Source organism: Pseudomonas sp. LBUM1679, from assembly GCF_059695565.1.
Map to the genome: position 1 here is coordinate 4,625,490 of NZ_CP166774.1, position 15,768 is coordinate 4,641,257.

General features: G+C 53.8%; 11 protein-coding genes and 2 pseudogenes. 10 read left to right on the forward strand and 3 right to left on the reverse strand.

Annotation, left to right across the window (positions count from 1 at the left end):
* The first annotated feature begins 12 nt into the window (after positions 1-12).
* Entirely contained in the window at positions 13-1,314 is a 1,302-nt protein-coding gene (locus tag ACA062_RS21055) for an MFS transporter (RefSeq protein WP_497452829.1), read from the forward strand.
* A 445-nt stretch (positions 1,315-1,759) separates the two neighbouring features.
* Here ACA062_RS21055 and ACA062_RS21060 read toward each other — a convergent pair whose 3' ends face one another.
* Positions 1,760-2,212, reverse strand: a complete 453-nt coding sequence (locus ACA062_RS21060) for a MarR family winged helix-turn-helix transcriptional regulator (RefSeq protein ID WP_497452830.1) — start codon at positions 2,210-2,212, stop codon at positions 1,760-1,762.
* 171 nt (positions 2,213-2,383) lie between these two features.
* Here ACA062_RS21060 and aceE point away from each other — a divergent pair, with 171 nt between their 5' ends.
* Positions 2,384-5,053, forward strand: a complete 2,670-nt coding sequence (gene aceE / locus ACA062_RS21065; RefSeq protein ID WP_497452831.1) for a pyruvate dehydrogenase (acetyl-transferring), homodimeric type — start codon at positions 2,384-2,386, stop codon at positions 5,051-5,053.
* A 298-nt stretch (positions 5,054-5,351) separates the two neighbouring features.
* Complete coding sequence (locus tag ACA062_RS21070; RefSeq protein ID WP_497452832.1) at positions 5,352-6,182, forward strand: alpha/beta fold hydrolase; 831 nt, start codon at positions 5,352-5,354, stop codon at positions 6,180-6,182.
* A gap of 416 nt (positions 6,183-6,598) precedes the next feature.
* Here ACA062_RS21070 and ACA062_RS21075 read toward each other — a convergent pair.
* Positions 6,599-6,984, reverse strand: a pseudogene (locus ACA062_RS21075) (histone-like nucleoid-structuring protein, MvaT/MvaU family).
* A 599-nt stretch (positions 6,985-7,583) separates the two neighbouring features.
* On the opposite strand from ACA062_RS21075, the gene rimA reads away from it, so the two are divergent.
* The 6 genes and pseudogenes from rimA (at position 7,584) to ACA062_RS21105 (ending at position 13,044) form a co-directional block, all read left to right on the forward strand.
* A complete protein-coding gene (rimA, locus tag ACA062_RS21080; protein WP_497452833.1) occupies positions 7,584-8,357 on the forward strand; it encodes a S6 modification regulatory phosphodiesterase RimA in 774 nt (257 codons plus the stop codon).
* A 230-nt stretch (positions 8,358-8,587) separates the two neighbouring features.
* Positions 8,588-8,947, forward strand: a complete 360-nt coding sequence (locus ACA062_RS21085; protein ID WP_497452834.1) for a hypothetical protein — start codon at positions 8,588-8,590, stop codon at positions 8,945-8,947.
* A 2-nt stretch (positions 8,948-8,949) separates the two neighbouring features.
* Positions 8,950-10,242, forward strand: a complete 1,293-nt coding sequence (locus ACA062_RS21090; protein ID WP_497452835.1) for a sensor domain-containing diguanylate cyclase — start codon at positions 8,950-8,952, stop codon at positions 10,240-10,242.
* 2 nt (positions 10,243-10,244) lie between these two features.
* Positions 10,245-10,964, forward strand: a pseudogene (dmeF, locus tag ACA062_RS21095) (CDF family Co(II)/Ni(II) efflux transporter DmeF); the annotation flags it as partial.
* A gap of 382 nt (positions 10,965-11,346) precedes the next feature.
* A complete protein-coding gene (locus tag ACA062_RS21100; protein ID WP_497452836.1) occupies positions 11,347-12,180 on the forward strand; it encodes a glycosyltransferase in 834 nt (277 codons plus the stop codon).
* A 60-nt stretch (positions 12,181-12,240) separates the two neighbouring features.
* Positions 12,241-13,044 (forward strand): 2OG-Fe(II) oxygenase, encoded by an 804-nt coding sequence (locus ACA062_RS21105; RefSeq protein ID WP_497452837.1) that lies wholly within the window; start codon positions 12,241-12,243, stop codon positions 13,042-13,044.
* Positions 13,045-13,300: 256 nt separating this feature from the next.
* On the opposite strand, the gene ACA062_RS21110 is transcribed toward ACA062_RS21105, so the two are convergent.
* Entirely contained in the window at positions 13,301-14,737 is a 1,437-nt protein-coding gene (locus ACA062_RS21110; RefSeq protein ID WP_497452838.1) for an IS1182 family transposase, read from the reverse strand.
* 290 nt (positions 14,738-15,027) lie between these two features.
* Between ACA062_RS21110 and ACA062_RS21115 the strand changes: the two genes are divergently transcribed.
* The gene (locus tag ACA062_RS21115) at positions 15,028-15,768 is read left to right on the forward strand and encodes a Mut7-C RNAse domain-containing protein (RefSeq protein WP_497452839.1); all 741 of its coding nucleotides are present in this window, start codon (positions 15,028-15,030) and stop codon (positions 15,766-15,768) included.

The window sequence follows — 15,768 nt, forward strand, 5'->3', positions numbered from 1 at the left end:
ATAACGGTAGCCATGATGAAAACGACAACGGCAACAACCCGAGCCAAGGGGTCCAAATTGGGCGCCATTTTGCGGGTCACTAGCGGTAACTTTCTCGAGCAGTTCGACTTCTTTCTGTTTGGGTTCTACGCGACCTACATCTCCCAGACTTTCTTTCCAGCCACCAGCGAGTTTGCCTCGCTGATGATGACCTTCGCGGTATTCGGCTCCGGATTCCTGATGCGTCCATTAGGCGCCATTGTGCTGGGGGCGTACATCGACAAGGTGGGCCGTCGCAAGGGGCTGATCGTGACGCTGTCGATCATGGCCGCCGGTACCGTATTGATCGCCCTGGTGCCGGGCTATGCCGCCATCGGCGTGGCGGCACCGATTCTGGTGTTGTTGGGCAGGCTGCTACAGGGCTTCTCCGCCGGCGCGGAAATGGGCGGTGTTTCCGTGTATCTGGCGGAAATTTCCACCCCCGGTCACACCGGTTTCTACACCAGTTGGCAATCGGCCAGCCAACAGGTGGCGATCGTCGTCGCGGCCGCGTTGGGCTACACGATCAATGCCACGATGCAAGCCGCTGAAATCGCCGATTGGGGCTGGCGTATTCCGTTCTTCATTGGCTGCGTGATCATCCCGTTCATTTTCATTATTCGCCGCTCACTGGAAGAAACCGCTGCCTTCACTGCTCGCAGCCATCGTCCAACAACTCGCGAAGTTTTTCGCTCGATGCGTGACAACTGGCGCACCGTACTGGCGGGCGGCTTGCTGGCGTCCATGACCACCACCACGTTCTACCTGATTACGGTCTACACACCGACGTTTGGCAGGACAGTACTGAACCTGAGCACCACCGACAGCCTGGTGGTCACACTGCTGGTCGGCATCAGCAACTTTGTCTGGCTGCCTATCGGCGGCGCCCTTTCCGACCGAATTGGCCGTCGGCCACTGTTGCTGGCGATATCGTTGCTGTGCATCTTCACCGCGTATCCCGCCATGCACTGGCTGGCAGAGGCGGCGAGTTTCGAACGACTGCTCGCTGTTCTGCTGTACTTCTCATTCTTCTTTGGCATTTACAACGGCGCCATGGTCGCGGCACTGACCGAAGTCATGCCACAGAACGTGCGGGTAGTCGGGTTTTCACTGGCCTTCAGTTTGGCCACCGCGGTGTTTGGCGGTTTTACCCCGGCAATCTCGACGCTGCTTGTCCAGGCTACGGGCGACAAGGCATCACCTGCCTACTGGCTGATGTTCGCGGCGGTGTGCGGGTTCACGGCGACGACGATTCTGTATCGTCGGCAAAAAGCTTTGGCAGTCAGAACCGTTTAGTTCCTCGATCGCGTGCGATGGGTAAGGCGCGCTCATGAGGAGCGCTCCATTCCCTATCAATATAATTGCATTTGCAATCATATTAAGGCGTGCAGTAGGGTGCAAGCATGACGGAACGCATGGAGATTTTTGGCATATGATCGGCTTTTCCAGCTTCAGCAAAACACCCGATACGCGCCTTGCCGCTCAGGCCTGCATCGATAAAATCCGAACCTTGGCACAGCAACACACCGCTGGCTTTTCCTCTCCGCTCTACACCATGCCCTGGCCCGTGATGCAGACAAGGCCCAACGCTGGAACCGGATGCATCCCGACATGCCGCGGCGGTCGTCACATTTGCTCGACTGCCTGAGCGCCGATGATTGCCCGGTGGTGGCAGTGACCGGTTATGCCCAGCATGTCGCCGAGCAGATCGGTGGGCATATCCAGTCAGACCAGACTGCGGTCAACCCGCTCGCCCACTGGCTCGCGCCGCGCTGGCGGCCCGCTCAAGCGCGTTACTGAAGAACCGCTGTTGCTCGTCATCGAATTGCGACAAAAACAACTCGTCCACCGCCCCTTCATAAATTTGCCACATTTTTTTACGCAGCACTTTCCCGCTCTCGGTAATGGCGACATACGCACCACGGCCGTCATCGCTGGCACGGCTGCGTGTGACCAGCCCTTCGGCCTCCAGACGGTCCACCAACCGGGTGAGGTTGTAGCGCTCGATCGCCATCACGTCAGCCAATTCGCTCATGCGTCGGGTGCCTTCAGGGCCGCTTTCCAGGCCCCATAACGCGTCGTACCACGCATACGCCGGCAGGCCGGCGGCCGCCAGTCGACGCTCGATTTCCCGGATCAGGCAGCGGTGGGCCCTGACGAATCTGAACCAGGTATCCGAATCGCTTGAAGACATGCATCACCTTTTTCATGACATCGATTTAGTTGCAATTGTAGCGTGCGCCAGGCTAAGTTCCCGCATGTAGTTGCAATTACAATTACATGTTTGCTCAAGGTTGGCGTCGACCCACGCCCCTTAGCCAGGCACCCAACGACTCGGTGCGGCTGCACTGTCCAGGAGACGACGATGGCACAACACCCCCTGTTTCTCGACGAGGATCCACAAGAAACTCGCGAATGGCTCGACTCCATCGAATCGGTGGCGAGCGTCGAAGGGCGCTCTCGCGCCCACTATCTGATCGATCAGATGCTGGATTTCGACGCCGACCGCCACGGTAATTTCTACGGGCGCGTCACTACGCCCTACGTCAACACTATCCCGGTCGACCGTCAGCAGCCCTACCCCGGCGACCTGGCAATAGAGCGCCGGATCAATGCGTATATCCGCTGGAACGCTTTGGCCATGGTGCTGCGCGCCGGCAAACATTCGAACGTGGGCGGGCACATTGCATCCTATGCCTCGGCGGCCATTCTGTACGACGTCGGCTTCGAGCATTTCTTCCGTGGGCGCACCGATCAATTTGCTGGCGACATGGTGTACATCCAGGGCCACTCTTCGCCGGGCATCTACGGGCGCGCCTATCTGGAAGGTCGCCTGAGCGAAGAACAGCTGGACAACTTCCGCCGCGAGACTGACCGCGACGGTGTCTCGTCCTATCCGCATCCAAGGCTCATGCCGGACTTCTGGCAATTTCCGACGGTGTCCATGGGACTCGGACCGATCACCGCCGCGTATCAGGCCAGATTCATGCGCTACCTCGAAGACCGTGGCCTGAAAGAACATCAAGGGCGCAAAGTCTGGGCGTTTCTCGGTGACGGCGAAATGGACCAGCCGGAATCCCTTGCGGCGATTTCCCTGGCGGGTCGGGAGAAGCTCGACAATATTATTTTTGTCGTCAACTGCAACCTCCAGCGCCTGGACGGACCGGTGCGCGGCAACAGCAAGGTCATTCAGGAATTTGAAAGCCTGTACCGGGCGGCCGGCTGGAACGTGATCAAGGTGATCTGGGGTAGCGGTTGGGATGCCTTGCTGGAAAAGGACAAAAGCGGCCTGCTACGCCAGCGGATGATGGAATGCGTGGACGGCGACTATCAAAACTACAAGTCGCAAAACGGCGCTTACGTACGTGAGCATTTTTTTGGCAAATACCCCGAGTTGCTGGAACTGGTCAGCGACCTGAGCGACGAAGAAATCTGGAAGCTCTCTCGCGGCGGCCATGACCCGGACAAGGTCTACAACGCCTACGCCGAGGCGATGCGCCACAGCGGCGGGCCGACGGTCATTCTGGCCAAGACCGTGAAAGGTTTCGGCATGGGTGAAGCAGGCGAAGGCCAGAACATCAACCATCAGCTCAAGAAGATGGGTGAGGATGCGGTCAAAGCGTTCCGTGATCGTTTCGCGCTGGACCTCACCGACGATCAACTGGGCGACATGCCCTACCTCAAACCGGCAGCGGACAGTATCGAGGCCCTTTATCTGCAAGCCAGGCGCACCGAACTGGGCGGTTACGTGCCTGCCCGCTTCAGCGCAGTCGAGCCGTTGCAGATCCCGCCATTGTCGGCCCTGGACACCCAGCTCAAAGGCACTGGCGAGCGCGGTATTTCCACCACCATGGCGTTTGTGCGCATCCTCGGCACTTTGCTCAAAGACCCGAACATCGGCAAGCTGATCGTGCCCATTGTCCCGGACGAATCACGCACCTTCGGCATGGAAAGCCTGTTCCGCCAGATCGGCATCCATTCCCACGTCGGCCAGTTGTATACACCTCAGGACGCCGGCCAACTGAGTTATTACAAGGAGGCACGGGATGGCCAGATCATGCAGGAGGGCCTGAACGAGTCCGGCGGGATTTCTTCGTGGATCGCGGCGAGTACTTCGTACAGTACGCACGGCGTGACGACGGTGCCCTTCTACATCTTTTATTCGATGTTCGGCTTCCAGCGTGTCGGCGATCTGGCCTGGGCGGCTGGCGATGCCCGTGCCCGAGGTTTCCTGCTGGGTGCCACGTCTGGCAGGACCACGCTGATGGGCGAAGGCCTGCAACATGACGATGGTCACAGCCATGTATTGTCCGCAACCGTACCGTGCTGCGTGTCCTACGACCCGACGTTCGCCTATGAACTGGCCGTGATCATCCAGGATGGCATGCGGCGTATGTATGTCGAAAACCAAGACATCTATTACTACATCACGTTGCTGAACGAAAACTACGCCCATCCGCCCATGCCCGAAGGTATCGAGCAGGACATTCTTAAAGGCATGTATCGGCTCTCAGCCCCGGCGCAGCCAATCGAAGGCAAGCACGTACAGCTGATGGGTTGCGGTTCAATCCTGCAAGAAGTCATCGCCGCCGCGCAGTTGCTGGAGCAGGACTTCGATGTCAGCAGCGAAGTGTGGAGCGTCACCAGCCTGACCGAACTGCGTCGGGACGGCCAGGATGCCGAACGCTGGAATTTGCTGCATCCCCATGAGGCGCCACGTATCGGTCACGTTGAACGGTGCCTGCAAGATAAACAGGGTCCGGTGGTGGTCGCGACTGATTACATGAAGATATTCGCCGACCAGATCCGCCCGTTCGTGCCCAAGCGGCGCTTTGTGGCATTAGGCACCGACGGTTTCGGCCAATCGGATACCCGGGAATCGTTGCGCAGGTTTTTCGAAGTGGATCGCCACTTCATTGCATTGGCGGCCTTGAAAGCGCTGGCCGATGACGGTGTGGTACCCAGGGAGAAAGTAGCCGAGGCGCTTGCGCTTTACGGGATTGACCCGGAGAAACAGAACCCGGCGAACGTTTGAGTCTTATCTGTTGTAACCGCCTCCCCCTGTAAAACGGGAGACGGCTTCCGGCCGCTGCGTTTGCAGTGGCCTTTTTATGGACGCTACCCAATCACATCGAATGCTTTCCTATCCACCGCCGGTATTGGCGGGAGCGAAAAGCGCCAATCCGCTGATTTTCGCCAGTTCGCCTATTCTCATATTCCACCCGGAAAAACCATTGACCTAAAAGCTGACTTTCAACCTAACGTCATTTGGCGGCCATGCGGCGGGAACACGACGCTGATCATGGCCTCCATTTCATCCAGGAGATGCGAACATGGGGTACGTCACTACGCAGGACGGTGTCGAGATCTTTTACAAAGACTGGGGTCCACGCGATGCCCAAGTGATCTTCTTTCATCACGGATGGCCACTCAGTGCGGACGACTGGGATGCCCAGATGCTGTTCTTCCTGGCGAACGGCTACCGGGTCATTGCCCACGACCGGCGCGGCCACGGGCGATCCACTCAGGTCTGGGACGGGCACGACATGGATCACTATGCCGATGACGTCGCGGCCGTCGTCGACCATCTTGGCGTGCAGGGTGCAGTTCATGTGGGGCACTCCACCGGCGGCGGTGAAGTCATCCATTACATTGCCCGCCACGGCGAAGACCGAGTGTCGAAGGCCGCCATCATCAGCGCCGTGCCGCCGTTGATGGTTCAGACCCCGAGCAATCCGGACGGCTTGCCCAAGTCGGTTTTCGATGACTTGCAAGCACAGCTGCAGGCCAACCGCGCACAGTTCTACCATGACGTTCCAGCCGGGCCCTTCTACGGTTATAACCGCCCGGGCGCGAAACCGTCCGAGGGCATCATCCGGAACTGGTGGCGGCAAGGCATGATGGGCTGTGCAAAGGCGCATTACGATGGGATCGTCGCCTTTTCCCAGACCGACTTTACCGAAGATCTGAAAAGCATCACCATCCCGGTGCTGGTGATGCATGGGGATGACGATCAGATCGTGCCTTATGCAAACTCGGGGCACTTGTCAGCCAAACTACTGCAAAACAGCACGCTGAAAACTTACTCGGGCTACCCACACGGAATGCCGACAACGAACGCCGACACAATCAACGCCGATTTGCTCGCTTTCGTACGAGATTAGGCCACTGGAGGGGTGGGGGAAAATCCTGCCCCTTGCCTTCTCCGATGTTAAATAGCTCGCGGTGAGCATCAGGAAATGCACTTGCGAATGCGTCGATAGCGTCGCCAATAGCCTGCCCTTGCGAATGGTCACTTCTGATCGCGACGCTATGGACCTGACGGGTGTCGGCGAAAGCCCGCCCAGTTTGATCGGCGAGAAACCTAGATTCTCCGCAAGCGCACCAATCCCCGCTGCGACGCCGTCATCGTCGCTCGCCAGAAACACGACTCTCCTGCCACCCTGTACAGCCGGATCCTGGCCAAGGACGGCGGCGCCCAAATGGTTGAAGCCCTTGACCAGTCGTCCACCAGTGAAGGCCTGCGCGACGACCCTGGAAGAAGGCTCTCCTCCGCCCGTGGTGCCGGCGCTCGATCCGGTCAGGATGATCGAACCGCCCTCGCCTGTTTGGCGGACTCGACGGTGTCGGAGCCGTATTCGGCTTTCCATTCCTTCAGAATCTTGTGGTTGCCACCCTTTGTCTCAACGACTTCGCCGGTCTCCGCATTTTTTTGTAGATCTTCACTTGTCGAGGCTTGCGAGTGCTGCTCTTCGACTCAGCAGCGGGCACACGCCGACTAGCCTTTGGCTCAAGTAGGTTGACGATGTCTCTCAAGCTAAAACCATACTCCGCCAACAACGCACGGAGCTTTGTTTCGAACTCGATTTCTTGCTTCAGACTGGCGTCACCTTTCAAGGCTTAAAGCGCTTGGAGTTGCTCTGCCAAGTGTTTTTCAAGCTGACGAAATTCTGCGAGTTTGGACATGGAATATCTCTCCGTGATTGTTTTCCTAACGTCATACTAAAAGCAGTGTTTTGTGTTGAATAAAAAGAACCTTTCCTTGCTCTGTAAGTCGCCCAACGCAACGTCAGCTTTGATCGCCAAGCCCGTCACTTAAAGAAAAAAGACAGGCTTTATGCTCACCTCTCCACCATTAAACTGGTCATCTAGGATGAACAATCGCGCGGTACAGAATGCTAGTAAGTGGTTCTCAACATCTTCCGCGCACCATGACCAGCTGCCCGCTTGGCAAAGGAGTCTCTATCGCTCCCCCTTTGTGTTGCCTGAGTTCCGAATACAATCCTTGGTTTCCGCCACTTACGCCTTCAGGATTTTTGCGAGATCGGACAACGTGAGGAAACGCCAAAATGCGTGCCAACATCCTCCTGAAACCGTCACCTTATACTTATGGCTAAAAAACCACATATTTACCGTGCTGAAGAAAATAATCAGCCAATAGACTGCTACACTTCGATTTTCCAGTGGAGGCTAAGCAAGGCACTCTGAGTGATTTCACGATTCACTCCAACATTCAGGATTCATTAAAAATAATATAAATTACATCCGACTTTTTGGAGTGCGACGTGACCGTTTTTCCGAGCTCATTGACTTCGCCCAGTGGTTGCCAAGGATGCAAAAGCTCCTTAGATCCGGATTTAGATTTCACCTTCGCTTATCAGCCGATCGTGAACGTACGCGATCAGTCGATTTTTGCACATGAAGCATTGGTACGGGGCGTTAACGGTGAGGGCGCGCTGTCTGTGCTCGAGAAGGTCAACGATCAGAATCGCTATCGATTCGATCAATTGTGCCGCGTGCGGGCTATTTCTACTGCCGCGCAGCTCGGCATGACCCAACACCTATCGATTAACTTTCTACCCAAAGCAGTGTACCGTCCAGACCTGTGCATTCGAAGCACACTGGAAGCTGCGCGAATAAATAATTTTCCGCTCGACCGGTTGATTTTCGAGACGGTTGAAAGCGAATATGTAGATAACAATTACCACCTGACAAACATACTATCAAAATACCGAGAGTTCGGATTCAAAACGGCAATAGATGACTTTGGCGCGGGTTACTCAGGGTTAAACCTATTAGCAGATTTTCAGCCGGATTTGATTAAGCTAGATCTTGCGCTAGTGCGCAATATTCATCTTGATTCCGCTCGCCAGGCCATCGTACGTGGCATTGTTATAATGTGTGCCGATCTAGGTGTCAACATCATTGCTGAAGGTATAGAACATTCGGAAGAGCGGGATTTTCTTACCGATTGCGGAATTTTTCTAATGCAAGGTTTTTGGTTCGCCAAACCTGCATTCAAAGCAATGGCTTGCATCGCTCCAAGCGCTTGGATATAAGTAAAAACCACACAAAATCTTATCGATCATATTTGATTATTTGGCTAGCTAATCAGCCGCGGCACCACCACCATGCCCACTTGGCCGATCAAGCCCGGAACAATAATTTTCAATCAGTGTTTGTTAAATATTGATTACGGAAAGGATGATTACCTTCTATCATAAGTTGACTGAAGCCAGTCCGAGATAAAGCGCTCCAATTGATATCAAACTTAGCGAGTGACTAGAAAATGAATCTTACGTTCGAAAAAGCATCGATACAATCATTATTGGAAGCGTCTGACCAGTTGGACACTCTGAACTTTGGGATCATTGGCATTAACGACGCTTCTAATGTGGTAATTTATAATACATTTGAAGCCTCAAGTGCGGCCTTACGACAGGCGCGTGTTTTAGGGAAAAATTTATTTTCTGAAATTGCCCCCTGTCTGAACAATGCTATGGTTGCTCAAAGATTTGAAAACGAACCAGAGTTAGATGTGATTATCTCTTACGTCCTGGCGCTTAGGATGCGGCCAATACCCGTCAGATTAAGACTCTTGAAAAAAATTAATAACGACACCCGTTTCCTGCTGGTTGAATGGGCATAAACATGAGTGGCATAGAACAGGACGACGATTCAATCGAATCAGAGTATGAAGCATTACTTTCATTCATGTATCTATCACCCGTAGGACTGGTGAGAACCAATCCCAGCGGAAAAATTGACATGCTTAATCCCATGTCAACTCAGTTATTGATGCCCTTGGTGAAATCTCCAGGCCTTGAAAACTTATTTGAAACACTTGCTTCCGTTGCACCTGAACTACGTAACCTTGTGACAAGTTTTAGAGAGCCTTGCGGGTCAATCGTTGTAAACCATAGAATTCACGTGACGCCCGCAGCCGACGGAGGTGTTGTACTGGCCTGTACTATTGTGAAGGTTAACGACGATGTTCTTATAACAGTTCTGACTGATATTTCATGCCAAGTTGCAACTGAAAGACGGCTTCGGCAGACCGACTCATGGCTTGACGCCATCTATACTATTGTTAACGATTTCGCCGTTCTCGGTTTGACAACAAAAGGAGAAATTATTAGCTGGAGCCCCTCAGCAGAGCGTTTGACGGGATACACCGAATCTGAGGCTATCGGTGAGACGTTGCGCCAATTCTGCAATCTTTCCGCCTTGGACGCGCACGTTTTAAGTGAACATCTGGCATTCGCACGTGAGGAAGGCTGGCACTCACGAGACTATTATTGCAAACACAAATCAGGACAACATTTTTTTGCTCAAACCATGATTGCCGTTCTGCGCGAAGACGATGATGAGTTTTCTGGTTATACCGTGGTGTTTCGAGATATTACCGAGCGAAAGGTGTCGAGTGACAATCTGGCCGATTTGCTAACTAAAGACCACCTAACAGGTGCAATTAACCGCGCTCATTTTTTCAACCTTGCAGAGAAAGAGTTTGCTCGAGCCAATCGATATAGACAGTCAATATCGATACTTATGTTAGACGCCGACCACTTCAAGCTTGTGAATGATAGTTGGGGGCACCCGACTGGTGACGAGATTCTCAAGTCTATTGTTAAAATTGCCCAAGGGATTCTCCGGCCCGCAGACACTATAGCCAGGTTTGGCGGGGAAGAGTTTGTCGTTATGCTCCCAAATACCAGTAGCCTTGAGTCATCTCTTATTGCAGAACGGCTCAGGAGTGGCATTGAGGCATCTAGCGTAGACGTTAAGGGGCAGGCAATAAAAATTACAGTCAGTATTGGTTGTACTTCCATGAATGAATCGAGATCCACTCTAAAGCAATTATTGAGTTCCGCAGATAGCGCGCTCTACCTGGCAAAAGCCAAGGGTAGAAACTGTATAATTGACATTGACTCAGCCCCTTAAATTCTGCCTACGCATACGCCAAACATCACGCGACCAGTAACCGCTTCAGTTTCGGCACCGGCAAGGTCGGAGACTTGGGTGGCTTCGCATCAGCCTTAATCCTGGGGCTGGTTTCCTTGGGAATCGCCGTAGAGTCTGTCATACGTCTACTTCAGCCTACCGAGGTTCAATTCGGTACGGCGACCCTCATCGCCATCGTCGGACTGGTAGTCAATATCCTGAGCGCGCTGTTACTCGGCCACGGTCATAGCCATGGCCATGGCCACGATCATGATCATACCCACAGCACTCACGGCAACGATAACAACCTGAAATCGGCTTACGTTCATGTGATCGCCGATGCCCTGACGTCGATCCTCGCCATCGCGGCGCTGCTTGCAGGACGGTATCTCGGATGGGTCTGGCTGGACCCGGTAATGGGCATCGTAGGCGCCATCGTTATTGCTCGGTGGGCCTGGACTTTGATGAGGGCGACCGCCAGCGTTCTCTTGGACCAGACGGACGACCATGTTGCCGAGGAAATTCGAGAACTGGTTGAGCAACCTGGTGATGCGACCATTACTGACTTACACGTCTGGCGGGTAGGTCCTGAGGCCCATGCGGCAATTGTGAGCGTAGTCGGCAACTCGACGCTGGACGCAGATAGCATTCGTGAGCGCCTCAAACCTGTTCACGAAGTGAACCACCTCACCCTTGAGTTTTGTGATGCCAGTCTGGCGTAGTGTCAGGACAAGGGACCAATGGCCCCTTCGCTTGCAGATGGACCATCCTGCTAACGCGAGCGTATGACGAAACGAGGTTCCTGAATGCCTTACCGAGACCCAGCTCACCACTACTCAAGAACCTTTGACTAACGCTCCTTTTGATGTAACAAATTATTTCAGCGAGGTTTACCTATAGACTAGCCCCTTATACGATGAAAGCCGCATCTGCTACTCTCTATTAGGTCTGAGTCAACGATGATTAGACACTGACTGCCAACGGTGTAACAAAGCTATGACTTCTGGCCACGCAAAGTTTGCGCGTGAAATAATAAACAGCAGCTGGATACAGGCGCGATTATTTTTTGCACCTATCTCCAAGCTATTATGGAGTGTCTGAACGATGGGCGGCACTGGTATTCTGGCTGACAAAACTAAAGTTTTCAGTATTGTTGTAGTTAACTACAAAACACCCGAAATAACCAAAATATGCTTAGACCTATTGCATCAGCATGTGGGCAACAGCGGCGTCCCAGTATGGGTAGTTGACAACTATTCCGCCGATGAAAGCACAGAGTATTTGCGGACACTTGACTGGATCAACCTGATCGAGCGAACCACTCCCGAACCAGAACAGGGCCATATCGCGCATGGCAAAGCACTCGACATGGCGTTGGAGCGTATTGATACCGACTACGTATTTCTGCTGCACACCGATACGTTTATTTTCGATAAAAATGTGTTTTCGATGATGCTGAACAAATGCATGAAGAACCCGAAGGTCGTAGCCGTCGGTTGCGTAGAACAATTAAACCGCGGCACCACTAGAACCCTTTGGCGCTTCAGCTCACGACTATTCAAACACCACTTCAGACGTATGAAACTTTCCCTTGGACTACGCTCCAGAGAGCCAAAACCGTACAGGGAAGTTTACCTAAAGAGCTTCTGTACGTTATGGAACTGCAAACTAATCAAACAGCACGACATGCATTTTTTGATGGATGTTCGTGTACCTGGCTATACCCTCCAAGACCGCATGACCGAGCTTGGTTATGTCGTTGAGCTTTTGTCGCCGCGTAAGATATTCAGTTATCTCGATCACATTCAGTCCGGCACTGTAGCTGCAGCCGGAGGCTATGAAACGACTCATAGACGAACCAAGATGTACAACAACCTCCTGCAGCGCCTGAACAAGGACAACAGCAAAGGTCAAACGTCGCAGACACGCAACAAGTAGTGTGGGCCACACTACTAAAAGTCATCCATAGGTCTTTATGTTCAGGTTATTGGAGCGGTAATGACACCCATCACTCAAACACTCCCCATCACGCTCTCCCCGGAGCTTGATTTCGACCAGAACGCCGCCAGCACTTTTGGTCACTCGCTGGCCAGTTGCTATGTCCAGGCCACGCCATTTCCACACATCGTCATCGATAATTTTTTACCGAAAGACCTGATTGCGAGTATCTGCGCGCACTTCCCAGTCGAGCCAACCAACAACGAAATGCTCTACGAGCGTGGCTATAAAGGTCAGCACAAACGGCAAATCAGCCCCAACGAATGCGATCCCTATCTGAAGACGGTTTTCAACGCCTTTAACTCGGCACCCATGTTGCAGTTTCTTGAAAAGCTGACGGGCATCGAAGGTTTGATACCCGACCCATACTTTACCGGTGGTGGGCTGCATGAAACAAAAAATGGTGGTTTCCTGGGTGTGCACTCGGACTTCAGACTCAACAAAAAGCTTAATATTGAACGCAGACTGAATGCCATTATTTATCTTAACGAAGACTGGCAAGAGGAATACGGCGGCAACCTGGAGCTTTGGGATGTCGACATGAAGACTTGTCTTAAAAAAGTCCTGCCGGTTTATAACCGCTGCGTCATTTTCAACACAGACAAAGACAGCAATCATGGGCACCCAGAGCCTTTAACGACTCCGCAGCACATCACGCGCAGGTCTATAGCGCTTTATTACTACACCGCAGCAACCGTGGCGGCCGATCCCGCACAAAGAAACAAAACCCATTACAAGCCAAGGCCCAAAGATCGTTTAAGCCTCAAGTACTATATGAGCAAGCTGATCAAGAAGAAAAACTAAACAATATCACCAGACGATTGTTTTATTTTTTGATTTTTCACCTTCTCCAGAGTCTAGACACTCCGACTGTCGGCTTTGGGTCCAGGCTGTGTGAAAACGCACTGAATACGTCGAAAGCTGAGAGTTGTGTGCGTTACCTACGAAACCAGCAGGCGAAAGCGCGAATTGCCCTAGTCAGCTACATAGGCGTTCGTAATGCTGTTTGGGCCGCGTCAGCGGCACAAACAGCCACTCACGGACGATCAAGCAGCTGGATTCACGCCCTGATCGCCTCAAGCAGTCCTGCGATACCAAAGATGCTCATCATTCGCTTGAGGTTGTAGGCGAGCACATGAAGGCTCATCTCAGTGCTCACCCTCGGTAGGGTTTTGGTCAGGAAGTGGGTACTTCCCATCCAGTACTTGAGCGTTCCAAAAGGATGTTCAACGGTCTGTCGACGAACCCTCATCATCGCTGGATCATGTTCTAGCCGAACCTGCATCGCGTCGACTACAGCCTCATGTTCCCAGCGCTTCACACGGCGCTCCTTACCAGTCGTACATTGCTTTTGCATTGCGCAGGACTGGCAGCCCGAGTAGTAGTAACAATGCAATAACATGCCGTCTTCCATCGACGAATACCGCCTGGTTAGTAACTGCCCCGCAGGGCATCGATACTCGTCCGACGCAATAAGATAGATGAAATCCTGCTTGCCGAATCTGCCTTCGGCTTTGCTGCCAGATGTGAGGGGTTTCGGTACGAAGGCAGTGATGCCGGCTTGCTCGCAAGCAAGGATTTCCAGACCTTTGTAATAGCCTCGGTCGGCCACCACCGTTAGCGATTCAGCCTCGATTTCTTCACGCGCTTGGCTCGCCATATTGCTCAGTTGCCCACGATCATTACCAACGTTGGTCACTTCATGGGCAATGATCAGATGGTGTTTGTCGTCGACAGCTGTTTGTACGTTGTAGCCAACCGTTCCGGTGCCTCGGCCGCTCGTGGCCATTGAGCGTGCATCTGGGTCTGTGAGGGAGATCTGCTGGTCTGGACTTTCGTGGAGCTGCGCCTCGATTTCCTTGAGTTTCTGCATCTGCTTTTTCAGTGTTTCTATCTTTTCTTTAAGCCGCTCTGCTTTGGCCTCGGCCACTTCGGGCGTTGCCCGATCCGCCGAATCCATCGCCGCCAGATATCGATCAATGCTCTGCTCGATCTGCTGCATGCGTGCCTTCACCTTGCCCTGAGTGAAGTTGCGGTCGCGATTATTGACGGCTTTGAATTTGCTGCCGTCGATGGCGATGATCGATTGGGAGAAGAGATTGAGGTTGCGACAAAGAACTACGAACTGGCGGCATACGCTGCGAATGGCTTTGCCGTTGTCTTTGCGAAAGTCGGCAATGGTTTTGAAGTCCGGAGCCAAACGCCCCGTTAGCCACATCAACTCGACGTTGCGCTCGGCCTCTCGCTCAAGTCGGCGGCTGGATTGAATCCGATTGAGATAGCCGTAGATATAGATCTTCAGCAATGTCGCTGGGTGATAGGCCGGACGACCAGTTGCGGCAGGATGGACGCCCTCAAAACCAAGTGCGCCCAAGTCGAGTTCATCGACGAAAACATCGACCACGCGCACTGGATTTTCTTCGGCTACGTAATCGTCCAGACACTCCGGCAGCAAGGTGACTTGCGTCCGAGCCTCACCTTCAATAAATCGCTTCATGATCGCCCCCGCTACGATCTCGACGATCAGAAGATTAGACAATTGCGGGAGTTTTCACACAGCCTGGACCGATAGCTGCCCGTTTACGTAGTGCGACTAACGGCCAAAAAGCTAGCTTGCTCAGCCTGATGTGAACTGCCTGATGTGAACTGCCTGAACAGCAGTAAATCCAGTAATAAAGCGCCATGCCGTAGTCAATTTCAACATCATTACGATCGTAGTTTGCAGCCTGCCGGAGAAGATGTCCGGACCAGACTCGCTCACTCCCCAGCCCTGCCATACTATTCAACATGACCAGCGCAACCTTCCGCTTCTACGAGGCGCTCAACAGTTTCCTGCCGGCCGAACGGCGGTGGCAGTCCTTTACCTGCGAGTGCGCGCGAGGGGCGACGGTCAAGCACATGATCGAGGCGCTCGGGATACCGCACACGGAGGTCGAGCTGGTGCTGCTCAACGGCGAGTCGGTGGGCTTCGAGCGGGTGGTCTTCGACGGTGACCGGCTGGCGGTGTATCCCAAGTTCGAAGCGCTGGACATCAGCCCGCAGCTAAAGGTTAGGGCGCAACCGTTAAGGGTGCTGCGCTTCGTCGCCGATGCGCACCTGGGCGGGCTGGCCAGCCTGCTGCGCATGAGCGGCTTCGACACCCTCTACGACAATGGCTTCGAGGATGGCGAGATCGCCGAGATCGCTGCGCAGCAAGGGCGCATCGTGCTGACCCGCGACCGCGACCTGCTCAAGCGGCGGATCATCAGCCACGGCTGTTATGTGCATGCGTTGAAACCGTCGCTGCAGCTGCGCGAATTGTACGAGCGCCTCGACCTGGCGCGTAGCGCGCGGCCATTCAGCCTGTGCCTTCATTGCAACCTGCCGCTGCACGAGATCAGCCCGGAACTGGCCCGGCCGCAGGTGCCGCCACGCGTTGGCGCCCTCTATTCGCACTTCCTGCACTGCGACGCCTGCCAACGGATCTACTGGGAAGGTTCGCACTGGCGCGGCATGTGTGCACTGCTGGCACCGCTGCTGGACCGATAG

Coding starts and splice junctions, on each gene's coding strand:
- ACA062_RS21055 (WP_497452829.1), top strand. CDS start 13: ATGATGAAAACGACAACGGCAACAACCCGAGCCAAGGGGTCCAAATTG.
- ACA062_RS21060 (WP_497452830.1), bottom strand. CDS start 2,212: ATGTCTTCAAGCGATTCGGATACCTGGTTCAGATTCGTCAGGGCCCAC.
- aceE (WP_497452831.1), top strand. CDS start 2,384: ATGGCACAACACCCCCTGTTTCTCGACGAGGATCCACAAGAAACTCGC.
- ACA062_RS21070 (WP_497452832.1), top strand. CDS start 5,352: ATGGGGTACGTCACTACGCAGGACGGTGTCGAGATCTTTTACAAAGAC.
- ACA062_RS21085 (WP_497452834.1), top strand. CDS start 8,588: ATGAATCTTACGTTCGAAAAAGCATCGATACAATCATTATTGGAAGCG.
- ACA062_RS21090 (WP_497452835.1), top strand. CDS start 8,950: ATGAGTGGCATAGAACAGGACGACGATTCAATCGAATCAGAGTATGAA.
- ACA062_RS21100 (WP_497452836.1), top strand. CDS start 11,347: ATGGGCGGCACTGGTATTCTGGCTGACAAAACTAAAGTTTTCAGTATT.
- ACA062_RS21105 (WP_497452837.1), top strand. CDS start 12,241: ATGACACCCATCACTCAAACACTCCCCATCACGCTCTCCCCGGAGCTT.
- ACA062_RS21110 (WP_497452838.1), bottom strand. CDS start 14,737: ATGAAGCGATTTATTGAAGGTGAGGCTCGGACGCAAGTCACCTTGCTG.
- ACA062_RS21115 (WP_497452839.1), top strand. CDS start 15,028: ATGACCAGCGCAACCTTCCGCTTCTACGAGGCGCTCAACAGTTTCCTG.